Annotated in this window: 16 protein-coding genes and 1 pseudogene; 13 read left to right on the top strand and 4 right to left on the bottom strand. The window is 45.4% G+C overall.

Features of this window, described 5'->3' with window-relative positions; all coding sequences use genetic code 11:
• Positions 1-35 precede the first annotated feature (35 nt).
• The 10 genes from OKX00_RS01600 to OKX00_RS01645 all read left to right on the top strand — a co-directional run bounded on the left by OKX00_RS01600 (position 36) and on the right by OKX00_RS01645 (position 8,976).
• Positions 36-1,697, top strand: a complete 1,662-nt coding sequence (locus OKX00_RS01600) for a M4 family metallopeptidase (RefSeq protein WP_265409134.1) — start codon at positions 36-38, stop codon at positions 1,695-1,697.
• A gap of 144 nt (positions 1,698-1,841) precedes the next feature.
• On the top strand, positions 1,842-2,864 hold the full coding sequence (gene spoIID / locus OKX00_RS01605; RefSeq protein ID WP_265409135.1) for a stage II sporulation protein D: 1,023 nt from the start codon (positions 1,842-1,844) through the stop codon (positions 2,862-2,864).
• A gap of 193 nt (positions 2,865-3,057) precedes the next feature.
• The gene (locus OKX00_RS01610) at positions 3,058-3,909 is read left to right on the top strand and encodes a stage II sporulation protein SpoIIQ (RefSeq protein WP_265409136.1); all 852 of its coding nucleotides are present in this window, start codon (positions 3,058-3,060) and stop codon (positions 3,907-3,909) included.
• Positions 3,910-4,366: 457 nt separating this feature from the next.
• The gene (gene spoIIID, locus OKX00_RS01615) at positions 4,367-4,633 is read left to right on the top strand and encodes a sporulation transcriptional regulator SpoIIID (protein ID WP_026677325.1); all 267 of its coding nucleotides are present in this window, start codon (positions 4,367-4,369) and stop codon (positions 4,631-4,633) included.
• Positions 4,634-4,819: 186 nt separating this feature from the next.
• A complete protein-coding gene (locus OKX00_RS01620) occupies positions 4,820-5,821 on the top strand; it encodes a rod shape-determining protein (RefSeq protein WP_062238359.1) in 1,002 nt (333 codons plus the stop codon).
• Positions 5,822-5,948: 127 nt separating this feature from the next.
• The gene (locus tag OKX00_RS01625) at positions 5,949-6,779 is read left to right on the top strand and encodes a flagellar hook-basal body protein (protein WP_265409137.1); all 831 of its coding nucleotides are present in this window, start codon (positions 5,949-5,951) and stop codon (positions 6,777-6,779) included.
• 13 nt (positions 6,780-6,792) lie between these two features.
• A complete protein-coding gene (locus tag OKX00_RS01630) occupies positions 6,793-7,614 on the top strand; it encodes a flagellar hook-basal body protein (RefSeq protein ID WP_053356503.1) in 822 nt (273 codons plus the stop codon).
• Positions 7,615-7,627: 13 nt separating this feature from the next.
• Positions 7,628-7,936, top strand: coding sequence for a DNA-directed RNA polymerase subunit beta (locus OKX00_RS01635; RefSeq protein ID WP_265409138.1), 309 nt, complete (start codon positions 7,628-7,630; stop codon positions 7,934-7,936).
• Positions 7,937-8,120: 184 nt separating this feature from the next.
• Entirely contained in the window at positions 8,121-8,549 is a 429-nt protein-coding gene (fabZ, locus tag OKX00_RS01640; RefSeq protein ID WP_265409139.1) for a 3-hydroxyacyl-ACP dehydratase FabZ, read from the top strand.
• A gap of 217 nt (positions 8,550-8,766) precedes the next feature.
• The gene (locus OKX00_RS01645) at positions 8,767-8,976 is read left to right on the top strand and encodes a hypothetical protein (RefSeq protein ID WP_265409140.1); all 210 of its coding nucleotides are present in this window, start codon (positions 8,767-8,769) and stop codon (positions 8,974-8,976) included.
• A 156-nt stretch (positions 8,977-9,132) separates the two neighbouring features.
• Here the strand turns inward: OKX00_RS01645 and OKX00_RS01650 are convergent.
• Positions 9,133-9,618: pseudogene (locus OKX00_RS01650) on the bottom strand (asparagine synthase C-terminal domain-containing protein); the annotation flags it as partial.
• Between the two features lie 502 nt (positions 9,619-10,120).
• Positions 10,121-10,393, bottom strand: a complete 273-nt coding sequence (locus OKX00_RS01655) for a hypothetical protein (RefSeq protein WP_265409141.1) — start codon at positions 10,391-10,393, stop codon at positions 10,121-10,123.
• 301 nt (positions 10,394-10,694) lie between these two features.
• On the opposite strand from OKX00_RS01655, the gene OKX00_RS01660 reads away from it, so the two are divergent.
• The 3 genes from OKX00_RS01660 to OKX00_RS01670 all read left to right on the top strand — a co-directional run bounded on the left by OKX00_RS01660 (position 10,695) and on the right by OKX00_RS01670 (position 12,985).
• On the top strand, positions 10,695-11,714 hold the full coding sequence (locus OKX00_RS01660; protein ID WP_265409142.1) for a processed acidic surface protein: 1,020 nt from the start codon (positions 10,695-10,697) through the stop codon (positions 11,712-11,714).
• Positions 11,714-12,361: a class D sortase gene (locus OKX00_RS01665; RefSeq protein WP_265409143.1), complete on the top strand. Its 648-nt coding sequence runs from the start codon at positions 11,714-11,716 to the stop codon at positions 12,359-12,361. Before OKX00_RS01660 ends, OKX00_RS01665 begins: the two co-directional genes overlap by 1 nt.
• A 114-nt stretch (positions 12,362-12,475) precedes the next feature.
• Positions 12,476-12,985 carry a GNAT family N-acetyltransferase gene (locus OKX00_RS01670; protein ID WP_265409144.1) on the top strand — a complete coding sequence of 170 codons (510 nt, stop codon included), beginning with the start codon at positions 12,476-12,478 and terminating at the stop codon, positions 12,983-12,985.
• A 146-nt stretch (positions 12,986-13,131) separates the two neighbouring features.
• Here OKX00_RS01670 and OKX00_RS01675 read toward each other — a convergent pair whose 3' ends face one another.
• Entirely contained in the window at positions 13,132-13,824 is a 693-nt protein-coding gene (locus tag OKX00_RS01675; RefSeq protein WP_062238375.1) for an OmpA/MotB family protein, read from the bottom strand.
• Positions 13,825-13,830: 6 nt separating this feature from the next.
• The gene (locus tag OKX00_RS01680; protein ID WP_265409145.1) at positions 13,831-15,405 is read right to left on the bottom strand and encodes a hypothetical protein; all 1,575 of its coding nucleotides are present in this window, start codon (positions 15,403-15,405) and stop codon (positions 13,831-13,833) included.
• Between the last annotated feature and the right edge of the window lie 60 nt (positions 15,406-15,465).

Here is a 15,465-nt window from a genome sequence, read left to right on the forward strand (position 1 = left end):
AGGCCATTCTATACATGACAAAGGGGATATGATTGATGAAAAAAAAGGCTCTGGCATTGGGATTATCATTTGGTTTGGCAGCATCGGCTCTTACACCGGCAAGTTCTTTAGCAGCACCAAAAAATGTGCTGTCCAATTACAAGATAAGCGAACAAAAAGGTACACCTGAATTTGTTTCTGGAAATTTGACGAAAGCCTCTGGACATAATGCCGAAGCTGTTGTTCTTGGTTACTTAAACCAGCATAAGAGTGCATATAATTTTGGGTCACAAAAAGCGGAAGATTCTTTTGCTGTTCAATCTCAGCAAAAGGACAAGCTAGGTTTCACTGTTTTGCGCCTGCAGCAAGTATATAAGGGAGTTCCTGTATGGGGTTCTACTCAGGTAGCTCATGTTGACAGAGACGGAGTTTTGACAGTGGTTTCAGGTTCAACTGTACCGAACCTTGATCAAAAGAGCAGCTTGAAAAATACTAAGAAAATCTCTGCTAAGAAGGCAATCGCCAAGGCAGTTAAAGATCTTGGATATACCCCCGATTATGAAAAGGCGCCGACAGCCGATCTTGTTGTCTACACATCAGGTGAAAAAGCTGTTTATGCCTATCTTGTAAATTTAAACTTCCTGTCTCCAAAGCCGGGGAATTATAACTATTTTGTTGAAGCAGCTACAGGAAAGATTGTGAACAAGTATAATAACCTTGACGAAGCAAATGGTGGGCAGGCTGCTTCCAAACCAGGAGGAACCTTAACCGGAACCAATGCAACCGGAACAGGAAAGGGTGTGCTTGGTGACTCAAAAACGTTGAGAACTTTATTATCAGGCTCAACCTACTACTTGCAGGATAATACGAGAGGAAGCGGGATCTTTACATATGACGGAAAGAACCGCCAATCCCTTCCTGGTTCATTATGGGCGGATACTGATAACACATATAATGCCGCATACGACGGTGCAGCGGTAGACGCTCATTACTATGCCGGAGTGACGTATGATTACTACAAAAACGTATTTGGACGCAACTCCTTTGATAATAAAGGCGGAGCACTAAAATCGACTGTCCATTACAGCCGCAACTATAACAACGCCTTCTGGAACGGGACGCAAATGGTTTACGGAGATGGTGACGGAACTACTTTTATTCCGTTATCCGGCGGCCTGGATGTAATAGGGCATGAATTAACCCACGCGGTTACGGAACGCAGCTCCAATCTGGTGTACCAAAATGAATCAGGTGCATTAAACGAAGCTATTTCTGATATCTTTGGAACGCTTGTCGAGTATTATGACAACCGTAATCCGGATTATGAAATCGGAGAAGACATCTACACACCGAATACACCGAATGATGCTCTTCGTTCGATGAGCGATCCTGCGAAATATGGCGATCCAGACCACTATTCCAAACGTTATACTGGAACGAGTGACAATGGGGGTGTCCATACGAACAGCGGCATCATCAATAAGCAGGCTTATCTGCTTGCAGTTGGAGGAACCCATTACGGCGTAACGGTTACTGGCATCGGCAACAGCAAGCTTGGAGCGATTTATTACCGTGCCAACACGGTTTATCTCACGTCGAACGCCACGTTCAGCCAAGCGAGAGCTGCGCTCGTTCAAGCGGCAGCTGATCTGTATGGATCAGGCTCTGCGGAAGTCAACTCGGTCAACAAGTCGTTTGATGCAGTTGGCGTCTATTAAAAAAGCAAAACCCTGCTAGTGATAGCAGGGTTTTTTCTATGAGATTGAAAAGTAGAACTGAGATTGAAAGGAAAAACAAGTTCTAATAGTTTGTCTCCCTCCATAAATTGTAAAGACTAATCAATTCAGTGGAGGCCAGGCCGAATGTTCATGAAAATGAAGCCGATTACCTTCTTCATCTCTGTCTTTGTTGTGGTCACCGTCCTTCTTCCGGCTTTGCTCGTGCTTCCCTACTCTTCCAAATCATCCTTTTTGCTAGAGACAAAGCCGAAGGAAATCAAACGAGCTGCCATACCGAGTCTAGCATCGACACTTGCTGTACCCGTCTACCGCACAGCTGAGAAAAAGGTGGAAAAGGTCGCGCTCGAGGAGTACGTCAAAGGAGTGGTCGCTTCTGAAATGCCCGCTGACTTTAAACTTGAGGCGTTAAAGGCTCAAGCGTTAACAGCCAGAACGTACATCGCCAGGCTTTTGGACAGCGCTCAAGGGGGAAACCTTCCAGGCGGGGCGGCTGTGACGGATTCCATTCTTCATCAGGTCTACAAAAATGATGATGAATTGAAGAAGCTGTGGGGAGACGAATATCCAGAAAAGATGAAGAAGATCACCAAAGCGGTAGCAGAGACGAAAGGAAAGATTTTAACGTACGACGGGAAACCGATCTTTGCGAGTTTCTTTTCAACAAGCAATGGTTATACCGAAAACAGCGAGGAATATTGGGGAACGAAATATCCTTATCTAAAAAGCGTAAAAAGCCCGTGGGATCAAAACACTCCTAAATTCGTCCAGAAACAGGAGATCTCTTTGCTGGATGTTGAGAGAAGGCTGGGGGTCGTAATTCAAAAGGACGGAGAAGTGGGCACGGTAACAAAGAAAACCGCAGGAAACCGGATCGCCCGTATGACCATTGACGGAAAAAGCTTTAAGGGCAAAGAGATCCGTGAGAAACTGGGTCTTCGCTCAGCCGATTTTACGCTGACGAAAAAGAAACAAGAAGTGATTGCAGTGACGAAAGGCTTCGGCCATGGAGTGGGGATGAGCCAGTATGGAGCGAACGGCATGGCGAAGGCCGGCAAGAACTACAAGCAAATTGTAAAATACTATTACAAAGGAGTGGCCATTTCAGAATACAAGCCTGATCCTGGCCGTTCCACCGCAAAGCAGTAACCTTTCCAGACCCGGCGAAAAAGCCGGGTCTTTTGTGTTTAACACCCTTCCTAATCCTGCGGGGAAAAATAAAGTTTTGGGAATCATGCATAGTATTCAAGTCTTTGTCGAAAAATAATATCCCAATTTTTTTCATACCAAAGTATATATTTTCTGAATCCTGTTCAGAATGATTGCTGAGGTGATGATAAAAATGAAAGATGAAGAAAAACAATCCCAAAAAACAGTTCCGCTAAAAAGCAGGAAAGTGGGCAGGTTTATGAAAAAACGCTGGGTATATCCGGCAGTCTATCTCGCTTTTGCCGCAGTAGTATTAGCTTCCGTCTTGTGGTATCAAAACGATGCTTCTAACTCTAAGGATACACCGAACAGTGCTTTTGACAACCATAATAAAGCCGTTCCGGTAAGTGTTTCTAAAGAAGTATTCAAGATGCCGGCAAAGGATCCAAACAGCGTAGCGATTAAAAAAGAATTCTTTGATCCTGATGCATCTGCTAAAGAACAAGAAGCTGCTCTCGTATTTTATAATAATATCTACTACCAAAATAAAGGAATTGACCTTGCTGCTGAGAGCGGAAAAACATTTGATGTCACTGCTGCCATGAGTGGTAATGTTACAAAATCAGTAAAAGATCCAGAGCTTGGCTACGTTGTTGAAGTTGAGCATACGAACGGCCTTGTTACACACTACTCTTCTTTAGCCTCTGTAAAAGTGAAAGAAGGCGACAGAGTAAACCAAGGTGAAGTTGTCGGTACAGCCGGCCAGAACCTGTATGACAAGGACGCAAAAATTCATGCTCACTTTGAAATCCGCAAAGATGGAATCGCAGTCGATCCTGTATCTGCATGGAACCAATCGGCTTCCCAAATTGAGAAGCTGGTGGATAAGGAAGAACAAGCGAGCAATAAGGAAGAGAAAGCTTCAGTTGAAAAAGGAAAATCTGACAGTGTTCAGGACAGCAGTACTGCTCCTAAGAAAAACAAAGAAAAAGAATCTTCTTCAACCAGCGAAAACTCTAAACAGTCATCTGCAAACGATAACTGAACAAATTGAGAAAGCAGCCCGCGATGTGCGGGCTGCTTTTTTTGGGGGAAAGTAGTGTTTCCTGTGGGCTACTTATGAAAATGATGTGCTTTGCAAGTAAAGTCCTCAATTTCGCAAGTAAACCTTGCCAAACCGCAAGTAATGCACAGCATGATCACAAAACACGTGCTCCTTTAGGAGAGTTCCAGCGCTTGTCGGGCCTAACCAGGTCCTTCAGCTTTTCTTTTTTCCCTTGTCCTTCTTGAGATTTTGGCATATAAGTACGTTCGTCTTAATAAGATGTTACAAAACCTACAATTCTTTTGAGGGTGAGCGGTGAGAAGACGTAGTATGGCTGCGGTGAAAAGGGGACGGGACACTCTGACTTCATGGAGACGACACACAAGGACAGGTCGCGTAGCTTGAACATAGAAGTCTCTATCGCATCTCTCACATCCAATTTGGGGAGGCGAGTGGTGTGCACGATTACATCAAAGAACGAACCATCAAGATAGGAAGGTATATCGTGGAGACAAGAAAAACAGTGCGTATGATCGCAAAAGAATTTGGTGTCTCGAAAAGCACCGTTCATAAAGATCTAACGGAACGATTACCTGAAATCAACCCGGATTTGGCGAACAATGTGAAAGAAATTTTAGAGTACCATAAGTCTATCAGACATCTACGGGGTGGTGAAGCGACACGGGTAAAGTACAAAAAGGGTGCAGAGGAAGTCGTACAATAAGATACACCACTTCACACGGCGTGCATAAAATGCATGCCGCTGTTGTGCGTTCACGAAAATATACAAAAAAGTTAACATATTTTTTCCCGGTTCAACAAAACTTATGATAGAATGTTTTATTGGATAGAAATTCGAAAATTGACGATTTTTGTAAAGCGTTGCGGAACATACAGGGAGGATATATGAATGTTTTCAAGGGATGTTGGTATTGACCTCGGTACGGCCAATGTACTGATTTACGTTAAAGGAAAAGGAATTGTATTGGATGAGCCATCTGTTGTGGCGATTGACACAAACACGGGGAAAGCGCTTGCTGTAGGTGAAGAAGCCCGCAGGATGGTGGGACGTACTCCAGGCAATATCGTGGCGATCCGTCCGTTAAAAGATGGAGTAATCGCTGATTTTGAAGTAACAGAGCAGATGTTAAGACATTTTATTAATAAAATAAATGTAAAGGGTATGTTTACCAAACCGAGAATTCTGATCTGCACCCCTGCAAACATTACCTCTGTTGAACAAAAAGCGATTCGGGAAGCCGCTGAAAAATGCGGAGGAAAAGCGATTTATCTGGAAGAAGAACCGAAAGTGGCAGCTGTTGGAGCAGGTATGGATATCTTCCAGCCGAGCGGCAACATGGTAGTAGATATCGGCGGCGGAACAACAGACGTTGCTGTATTATCCATGGGCGATATTGTTACGGCTTCTTCTATTAAGATGGGTGGGGACAAGCTTGACAGTGAAATCCTAAACTACATCAAGAAAGAATATAAGCTGTTGATCGGAGAACGAACATCAGAAAACATTAAATTGAACGTGGCCACCGTCTTCCCTGGTGCCCGAAATGAGGAGATGGATATTCGCGGGCGTGACATGGTAACAGGCCTACCGCGATCGGTTACCATCCATTCAGAAGAAATCACACAAGCTTTGCTTGAGCCGGTCATGATGATGGTCCATGCAGCAAGAAGCGTTCTGGAAAAAACGCCTCCTGAGCTTTCTGCGGATATCATTGACCGAGGGATCATCTTAACGGGCGGAGGGGCATTGCTCCATGGTATTGACCAGCTGTTCGCCGAGGAGCTTAAGGTTCCTATTTTTATAGCGGAGGAACCGATGAAGGCTGTAGCAAACGGTACCGGCCTAATGCTTGAACACATTGATAAGCTTCCAAAACGGAAAATAAGATAAAGCGTAATTCCAAGACCTGCTTTTCATAAAAAAGCGGGTCTTTTTTTTTTGTTCGAGCATAAACATCCAAAAGTATTTGCCGATAATAAAGACAAGAAGAAGTGTGCGAAAAAGAGGGGGAACCACTGTGCTAAGAGGATTTTATACTGCAGCTGCCGGAATGATTGCTCAGCAGCGGCGCCAGGAAATGCTGAGCAACAACATTGCCAATATCAACACACCGGGCTATAAGGCAGATCAGTCATCGCTTAGGACGTTTCCTTCCATGCTGTTAGAAAGAATGGACTCAAACGGGAAAACGCCATTAACCATTCCAGGCCAAAAACAGAGCGGCCAGCTGGCGACAGGGGTCTACATGCAGGAAGCCATTCCGAACTTTGTTCAGGGAGATATGCAGGAAAGTGGTGTGAACACCGATCTTGCTCTCGTGCAGGGTTCCGTTCCAATCGATAAAAAAACGGGCAAGCCAGGGTCTTTATTCTATATGGTGGAAACCGCCGCAGGTGAAACACGCTATACACGGAACGGCCATTTCGCCGTAGATGCCAAAAACAATCTGGTTACAGCGGACGGGAACTATGTTTTGGATACAAACGGAAAAAGTATCACTGTCTCTGATGAAAATTTCACTGTAAACGGAGAGGGCGTCATTCTTGATCACGGCCGTAATGCAGGCAGATTGGGAGTGGCACTGATTACGAACCCGATGGATCTGGTGAAAGAGGACAACGGCTTATTGAAGCTTCAAGGCACTCAGAAACCGGGCTCTGCCACAGCAAATCCGCAGGTCGCCTATCAAGTAAAACAAGGTTTTGTTGAACGTTCCAATGTAGATGCTGAACAATCCATGACAGATATGATGGAAGCTTACCGTTCATTTGAAGCCAATCAAAAAGTGCTTCAGGCTTATGACCGAAGCATGGAAAAAGCAGCGAATGAAGTAGGAAAGATCGGATAAGGAGGGCCAGACATTGAATACATCTATGATTAACGCTTCAGTGACCATGGGACAGCTGCAGCAGAAACTCGATACAACGGCCAACAATATGGCAAACAGCAATACTAATGGCTTTAAGCGAAGAAATGTTCAATTTTCTGACCTTCTTTTTCAGCAGATCAATAATAAATTTGATAGCAAGAATGAAGTTGGCCGCCTTACCCCTGTGGGAATTCGTGCAGGAAGCGGTGCGAGAGTCAGCTCTACGGCAGTCAGCCTGGAGATGGGGGCGATCAAGACGACAGAACGCCCGCTGGACATCGCCCTATTGAGCCCTGAGCTCTTTTTCCAGGTCCAGAAAAAGGACACCGATGGAAAAACTGTAACGGAATACACACGTGATGGTGCGTTTTATTTAAAGCCAGGAGGAGGGAAGGGTGACCTTGAACTCGTTACCTCTGACGGCAGTGCGGTGATGGGTGATAAAGGGCCGATTCGTATTCCTGCCGGATACAAAGAAATTTCTATTGGACAAAACGGGAATATTTCGGTAACGTTAAGTAATGGAAGGGTCGTCAACAGCGGCAGAATGGCACTCGTTGATGTCGTCCATCCCCAGCTGCTTAAAGCGGTGGGGCACAATTTTAGAATTCCGGCTGGTGTAAATGAAAATCAAGTGGTTCGGGCGGCAAATCCGGCTAGCGTTAATATGCAGCAGGGTGCCCTTGAGATGTCCAACGTAAATACAGGAAATGAAATGACGGATATCATCAATATGCAGCGATCCTACCAGTTCAACGCACGCACCATTACGATGGCTGACCAAATGATGGGGCTTGTCAACGGAATTCGTTAACAGGTGATGAAAAATGGCGAACGAGCTCAGCAGGGAAGAATACCGTAAAAATAAAATGGCAGTGATGAAGCAAGAGGAAGCGGTTAAAGAAAAGAATCCAAAATCGCTTGAAAACAAAAAGAAAGAGCAAAAGACCGGGAAGTCAAAAAGACGCCGTTTTCCGATCTGGCTCCGTCTGATTGTAATTGTTGTTTTAATGGTGATCTGCCTTGTAGTTGGATCTGTGATTGGCTATTCAGTTGTAGGCGATGGCAAAGCAGGGGATGTGTTCAAGAAAGAGACATGGACGCATATCTCTGATTTGGTGAACAAAGATAAGTAGTATAGCGAATAGAATGATGTGAAGAGACAAGGGAGCTGAGGCTCTCTTTTTATTTTGACTGGAAGAGCGGTAACCGTTCTCTTCCTCTCGGCCTATTGGATTAACCTTTTTCTATCATGTATAATGTGCAGAGATACATAGAAACAATAGAACCGTAAACCAGAAAGAAAAGGAGTATCTCGGTATGAAACTAAACATTGAACAGATCAAAGAAATCATCCCCCACCGTTATCCATTTTTGCTTCTTGATACAATTGAAGAGCTCGAGCCGGGAAAACGTGCGGTCGGAAAGAAAAATATTACGGCCAACGAGGAAGTATTTAATGGGCATTTTCCTGATTATAATATTTTCCCAGGCGTATTAACCTTAGAAGCTTGTGCCCAAACCGGAGCGGTGGCGCTCTTGTCTTTGGATGAATACAAAGGAAAGATCGCCATGTTTGCCGGTGCAGACAAAGTAAGATGGAAGCGCCAGGTAAGACCGGGAGACACATTGTTGATGGAAGTGGAGCTGCTTCAAATTCGCCGAGGAATCGGAAAAGGGAAAGTAACGGCAAAAGTGGACGGCGAGCTCGCAATGGACGCTGAAATCACATTTGCTGTTGGAAGGTAGTTTCTGTAATTGATGGTGCCAGGCACCGCTTTTTGACATATGTCAAAAGCCGGTGCCTGGCACCATTTTCTTTTTTTAAGGCACTGTAAAGGCTATGTAAGGTATTGGTAAATCGCGACTAAATGGGATGTTTTCCTGCTATAGTGTGGATAGAGCCGCTGGTACATGGTGAAGCGGAGCGGTTTTAATCTGAACTAATCGAAGGGAGAACGATGGGATGAATAAAAGTTTCTTAATGAAAATTGGGGCTTCTCTTATGGCGATTATGTTAATGACAGCTTGCAACAACAGCGACACCGAGAAAAAGGAAAGCGGCACAGGCACAGAACAAAAAGTAGATGATGAAAAACAAGCGGATCAAACAAGTACAGATGGGGCTGATCAGGATCAAGAAACAAGCACTGATTCTCAATCATCTGATCAATAAATCATGAGAAAAGCACACCCGCCGGGGTGTGCTTTTACATATTACGGTGCCTGGCACCGGTTTGACCTTTCTGGTGCCAGGCACCGTTAAACCGGTTTTAGACAAGCTTGATGTGATAATCTTTGAGCCATGTGCTGACGTGAATCAGATATTCCATCAGTTGGTCGCCTGGTCTTCGCTGATGCCGGTTTTTCCCTCAGCGACCGCTCTTATTTTGCCCGTATCAATCAGTGGACGAAGAGGTGCGTTGCCGTCTTCCACAATGTCCATAAGCCCATTTTTGATAGCTCCGAAATAAACCGGATCCTGTGCTGTCGGGTAGGCGCACTTGCGTCGGTTTCTCACATCGTCAGGAAGATAGCCTTTTAACGCACGGCGCAGGATTCCTTTTTCGATGTTGTCGACGCTTTTCACTTCCCATGGCACATTCCAGAGATATTCCACTAAGCGGTAGTCACAGAACGGAACACGGACCTCAAATCCGACAGCCATGCTCATGCGGTCCTTGCGGTCGAGCATGAACGGAAGGAAGCGGGTGATGAACTGATAGGACATCTGGCGCTGCTTGGCTCCAATTTCGCTTTCTCCGGCCAGTTTCGGAACTTCGGCCAAGGCTTCATGATAGCGTCGGTCCGCGTACTCATCAGGCCGTAAGGAGGCGCTGGCTTCTCCCGAGAGGATATTGCCAACGTTTCCACGGCTTTGGCGCCTGGGAACGTGCTGCCATTCAGGAACTCACCCTGATGGAACCAAGGATATCCGCTGCACAATAGTCCGTTATGAGGGTTCTTAAAAAAAGGCTGTTTGTAACCATTGTTGCTCTTAGGAGGGGTTGATTTCTGGTTCAGGATGCTCGCTTTTACCGGCATAAACGCCTACTTTCGCGGGGCGTGCGGTGAGCCTTACCGGCGCAAGCGCCTACCTCCTCGGCGCATGGCGCCTGTGGGTCTCCACCTGTCCCGATGCTCCCGCAGGACAAGGAAGGCTTCGGCAGCGTTATATCGCACGAAGAAAATGTGAAATTCATTTTCGAGGAGTCTCGCACCAGGCACTCCAATCAACTGATCAATGAAGGCTCTTTTCCCAAAGCCTTTTAGAAAGGCCTTTAAAAAAGAACAATAAAAAAACCGCTTCACGTAAGCGGTCAGTCTCTGGAGTATTTTGAGAGAATCTCTTCCCGGGCGTCAGCTCCTTCTACTCCTTCATGGATTGCTGATGTCAGCCGGTCATATTCTTCTTTCGTAATTTCAGCTACAGCGTTTTTCGGAAAAATATAAGGCTTTCCAATATCCATCGTATCAAGCTGATTCATGAGCTCGATCTCATCTTCATCCTCCCTGCTATACACCTTGCCGAATTCATCCTTAAATTCTCTCTTCATGTTAATAAAGTAACGCAATGTGCATTCTCCTTTCATTTATGCCTTCTTACTAGTCATACCCGATTTTTTGTTTTTGGAGACATAAAAAAAACTATAAAACTTTTATAAAAATGAGGGATAAAAAAAGAGATTTCGGGAATGATAGAAGTACCCCCTTTTTTATATATCTTTTTGTCCCCCGCTTCCTAAAGAGGCGGCCTTTTTTTTTGCCTTTTTTCGCGAGAAGTGAGTAAATCTTCCATTTTTTATTCTCATAAATAGTAAAAAAGTCACATGTAATTATATTGTAATAATTTATACTGATATAAGGAAAACTAACACATTTTAGGAGGAAAGAATGAAAAAGATTCTATTAAGCTTGCTGGCTGTTCTCATAGCCTTTTATTTTGTGCCTGCAAACGCGTTTGCAGCAGGGATAAAGGATGCTGATCTTACAGCCTATCTCGCACAAATCAGCAATGAACGCGGCTATGAAATTAGCAAAGAGGATTACCAAAACTATCTGTCCGATTATGCGGGGATGAAGCTGTCAGATTTTGAGGACATCAATGAACTGAAAGAAACGCTTGGGGCTGTCATCAAGAGCGACAACAGCAATCTTGATGAGATCTATACTGATTTAGATTTGAACGAGCAGCAGCTTAAGGATCTTTTAGCAAAGAACGGAGAAGCCATCGAGGACTATATTTATGTAGATGACCTGTACTTTGCGGTTTCAGACCTGCAGGCACCTGATGAAGAAATGCCTGATATGAAGGAGATTGAAAAAGAGATTCAAGGGGCTCTGGCAGAAGTAGATTTGACTCCGGCTGAGATTCAAAACCTGCAGGACCACCTCATGTCCATCGAGAAAGATCTAAACTCCCCAGATACAGAAAAAAGACTGGAATCCATTGCTGAGCGCATGATGAGCATCGATCCGGAAAAGCCGACGAAAGCACAGATCCAGGAAGTCGGGAACGCTTTTGAAGAGCTCATGTCCATTTTCCAAATGAAAGCGAACTTTTTCATTGTGGACGGCGGAAAGAAAACCCCGGTATCTGCAGGAGAGCTGATGCAGATGAAAGTATTGGACGGAGATTATCTTTTGATCCAACTGTTTGATCTGAACGGAAAAATGCTTGCGGACTTGAAGATCACGTCAGACGATGTTAAAACCGTCCCAGCGAAAGTAGACACCGTTACCCAAACGATTAAAAAAGAAGTAAAATTGTCAGCACCAGTCGCTAAAAAGCCAAGAACCGTGAATGGCGGCAAATTGCCTAAGACGGATTCCAACAATCTTGACGGCGCACTTGCTGGCTTAGCAATTGCCGGAGCAGGGCTATTCCTATATAGAAGAGCAAGGATGTCGTAATGGCAACCAGACGCCAAGAAGGAGGAAGACGGCCCCAAAAGGCTGTTCTTCTTTCTTTTTCGATTGTGATCATTCTTCTCGGCCTGGGAATGTTTTCGAAGAATATCATTAGTTACACACGTGGTTATTTTGCCGGTGAAAAAGTGGATTCAAAAGCATTGCACGAACCTGTGAAAAAGCCGGCAAAAACAAACGAGGAAAAACGTGAAGCGCCACTGTATGCCAAACGTCCAGCGATTGGAGAAAAGATGGGCACCCTTTACATTCCGAAATTGGAAGCGAAACTGCCAATCTATCATGGAACGAATGAAGATGAACTGGAAAAAGGAGTCGGCCATTTTAAAGACAGCGTTCTTCCTGGTGAAAAGGACAACTCTGTTCTTTCCGGCCACCGTGACACTGTGTTTCGCAGCCTCGGAAAAGTAGGAAAAGGCGACAAACTTGAAGTGACGACATCAGCCGGAACCTTTACGTATAAAGTAAGGAAGGTTCGAATCGTGGACAAAGATGACCGCACCGTGATCGTTCCAAAACCGCGCGCGGTGTTAACGGTCAGTACGTGCTATCCGTTCAATTATATTGGTGCCGCTCCAAAGCGTTATATATTGGAAGCTTTTCTGATCTCATCAGAACGTTCAAAAAAATAGGGAAATACGGCGAAGGGAGGAATCATTTCCCTTCGTCTTTGTTTTGTCGTTCTCGGAAAAACTCTGGTACAGTAAACATAGACCATCAAGATAACAGTCATGAGGAGGAATACCATGGTGAATATAAGAGAGGCACTTCTTCGCGATTTGCCAGCTATCTTGGACATCTATAATGATGCGATAAAAACGCTGACGGCTACATTTGATCTGGAAGAGCAGACACTTGAAGAACGAAAGGTTTGGTTTGAAAAATACGGCGGCGACTTTCCGCTGATTGTTGCGAAACTGGACGGCAAAGTGGCGGGATACTGCTGTCTTAGCCCGTTCAGAGATAAAGCGGCCTATTGCCGCACAACTGAATTATCATTATACATATCTTCTGAATTCCGCGGCCAAGGGATCGGCAATGCCTTAATGGAGGATATTCTGAAAAGGGCGGCTGATCTTGGCTGCCATACCGTAATCAGCAGCATTACGGGCGGAAACGAAGCGAGTGTAAAACTGCATAAAAAGTTTGGCTTCGAATTTGTCGGCAACTTTAAAGAAGTAGGCTACAAATTTGATGAGTGGCAGGATGTTCACTTTTACCAGCTCATGCTGAACACAGAAAAAACGAAGGGATAAGCGTTCCCTTCATTTTTTTTGCTGGGCGAGTGCGTTTTTTATGAAAATGATGTGTTTTGCAAGTAAGTCTTGTCGAACCGCAAGTAAACGGGTTCAGGCAAGCACGAGTCGATAGCAATTCCCTTAAAGACTTCCGATTGACTCAGTTACTGCTGATTAACAATATCCTTCAGCTTATTCTGCCATTTATCATCATCTAAAATGATTTGAAAGGAGATCCGGCGATTTTTTTGCAGAGCTGCTGCTGAGCTTCCTTTGGCGATTGGCTTGTATTCGCTGTATCCTGTGGCGGCCAGATACTGGGCATATGGCAGGCGTGCAAGTTTCGGATTGGCTTTGGCGAGATATTTTACAACCGCAACTGCCCGCTCTGTGGAAAGGGACCAGTTGTCATACGGTACCGAATCGGTATGTCCCTCCACCAGGATAATATATAGATATTTACTCATATCCTTCTCGTCGATGATGGCGGCGAGTGCATCAGCCAAAGGGTTCAGTACCTTCTTGCCCTGTGCACTGACCTCGGCGCTCCCCGTATCAAATAATATGTTTCCTTCTACAGAGATCGTATTGTTCGGGCCGCGTACAACTTTATCTTTTCCTACATTCTGTTCAAGCTGTTTTTCAATCAGGTCCGAGATGTGTTTTTTTACATCCGCTACCTGATGCAGTTCTTGTTTGATCTGTGACTGATCATAGGCGTTATAAATACTTTGGACGTATGCGAGTATGGCAATGAAAATCATGATGAGCACCATCATGGCCATCATGTCCGTAAAGCTGGGCCAGTAGATTTCTTCCTGGTGCTGTTCTGCAAAAACGTTTTTCCGGGCGCGCACGGTTCATCACCGCCTTTTAATTTCATGCGAACTGATAAGCCTTGACTCATTGTCCCGGTCACGGGAGTCATAGACGGTCTGATTATCCATAGCCGTCTGATACATGCGCTGAAGAAGATGATACATGTCGCCAAGGGTGCGGTTGCTGCTCGTAAAATCCCGGGAAAGCCCATGGAAAAGGTTCTCAAGGGTACGGGCAAGTTCTCTCATATCATCGCCTCGCTGCGGACCGGATTGCTGGCTGAGCTGCCGTTCTCGCTCCAGCACATTCCGGATCTGCTCGACAAAGTCACGCTTCATATGTTCAACGGCATTAAAGAAGCCCTTTTCAAGCTGCTGGACAGAGGACGCGAAGTCAGCGGCAGCTCTGCCGTATTCTCCTTGTTTTTCGGAATAGCGGTAGTACCATTCCTCCTGTTTCTGTCCCAGCCTGCTCTCCAGTGCATCATGCTGATTAGCGTAGTGCTGAAGCTGTTCCTGAAGGGCGCGTGCCATGTTTCCGGCGAATTCTTCTGAGCGGCGCTGTGATTCAGCCAGCACTTTATCGGAACGCTGGATCAGGAGCTCAAATGTTTGCTGCCCTGCATTCTGGCGTTCCGTGCTTTTTTGCAGCTGCTGTTCAAATGATTTGATCTGGGCGGCCAGCACCGAAATGCTTTGGTCGACTGCTTTATGCATGGAATCTTGTTTTTCAATCGTTTTATGGAACTGCAGGCCGAACTGTTCAAGAGTTGATGCAGAAGCCGCAAACGATTCACTGTGAAGACGCTGTGCTTCATAGATTCCTTTTACGTCTTCCATGGCGGTTTTTAATCCAGCTGTAAATTCTGTCATAGAGGCTCCGAAATGGCCCACACTTTTTTGGAAGCTCTCCTCAACTTTGGCTGCAAGGCGATCAAGCAGCCGTTCAGCGGAATCCTGCGGCTTTTCCTGTAAAAGAAGACAGTTGAAGGCATGGTCCAGGTAAACTTCACAGTCCGACATCACCTTGCCCTGCAGGTACGTAAGAGAAGATCCCCTGGTCAGAAAGCCTGTCTGGAGAATATTGAGGATAAGGGCCCCTCCTATACCTGCGATACTTGTTATAAAAGCAACGCTCATTCCCTCAAAAGGAGCAGTTAAGGATGAGATGATGGAGTTCATGGTCATATTCGGGCCAGAGGCAGAACTTCCGAGCCTGAACAGCGTATCCTGCATGGACAGAAGAGATAGAGTAAGGCCGATAAAGGTGCCGAGCACACCGAGAATAATCGTAAAAGCCGGCAGCTGCTGCAGAACCTTTTGGATATTTCCAACAGGAACGCGCATCAGTCCAAGAAGAGGAATGCGTTCCTGGAAAAGGTGCTTTTCAATCAGCGCCTGTGAATTCAATGAGGAGACTCCTGATAGATGATACTGCCTGTAATCCGAACAAACACGCTGTATCCAGCGGGACCGCGGCTGTGCAGTTCCCTGTGATTCAAGCTCCTGAAGTTCTCTGATCCACATCTTCAGGCGGTATCCTGTCTGGGCGTATCCCACCAAACCAGTAAAAACAAGAAAGCAAATCACTCCCACAACGGCCATCGTCAACGAATCCATGCTGTCCATCCCTCCCCGTTTCCATTCATACAAGCATATGAGGTGCCAGGCACCGCTATT

Source organism: Fictibacillus sp. KU28468 (assembly GCF_026153615.1).
Classification (GTDB): domain Bacteria; phylum Bacillota; class Bacilli; order Bacillales; family Fictibacillaceae; genus Fictibacillus_C; species Fictibacillus_C marinisediminis.

Coding starts and splice junctions, on each gene's coding strand:
- OKX00_RS01600 (WP_265409134.1), top strand. CDS start 36: ATGAAAAAAAAGGCTCTGGCATTGGGATTATCATTTGGTTTGGCAGCA.
- spoIID (WP_265409135.1), top strand. CDS start 1,842: ATGTTCATGAAAATGAAGCCGATTACCTTCTTCATCTCTGTCTTTGTT.
- OKX00_RS01610 (WP_265409136.1), top strand. CDS start 3,058: ATGAAAGATGAAGAAAAACAATCCCAAAAAACAGTTCCGCTAAAAAGC.
- OKX00_RS01620 (WP_062238359.1), top strand. CDS start 4,820: ATGTTTTCAAGGGATGTTGGTATTGACCTCGGTACGGCCAATGTACTG.
- OKX00_RS01635 (WP_265409138.1), top strand. CDS start 7,628: ATGGCGAACGAGCTCAGCAGGGAAGAATACCGTAAAAATAAAATGGCA.
- fabZ (WP_265409139.1), top strand. CDS start 8,121: ATGAAACTAAACATTGAACAGATCAAAGAAATCATCCCCCACCGTTAT.
- OKX00_RS01645 (WP_265409140.1), top strand. CDS start 8,767: ATGAATAAAAGTTTCTTAATGAAAATTGGGGCTTCTCTTATGGCGATT.
- OKX00_RS01655 (WP_265409141.1), bottom strand. CDS start 10,393: ATGAAAGGAGAATGCACATTGCGTTACTTTATTAACATGAAGAGAGAA.
- OKX00_RS01660 (WP_265409142.1), top strand. CDS start 10,695: ATGAAAAAGATTCTATTAAGCTTGCTGGCTGTTCTCATAGCCTTTTAT.
- OKX00_RS01665 (WP_265409143.1), top strand. CDS start 11,714: ATGGCAACCAGACGCCAAGAAGGAGGAAGACGGCCCCAAAAGGCTGTT.
- OKX00_RS01670 (WP_265409144.1), top strand. CDS start 12,476: ATGGTGAATATAAGAGAGGCACTTCTTCGCGATTTGCCAGCTATCTTG.
- OKX00_RS01680 (WP_265409145.1), bottom strand. CDS start 15,405: ATGGATTCGTTGACGATGGCCGTTGTGGGAGTGATTTGCTTTCTTGTT.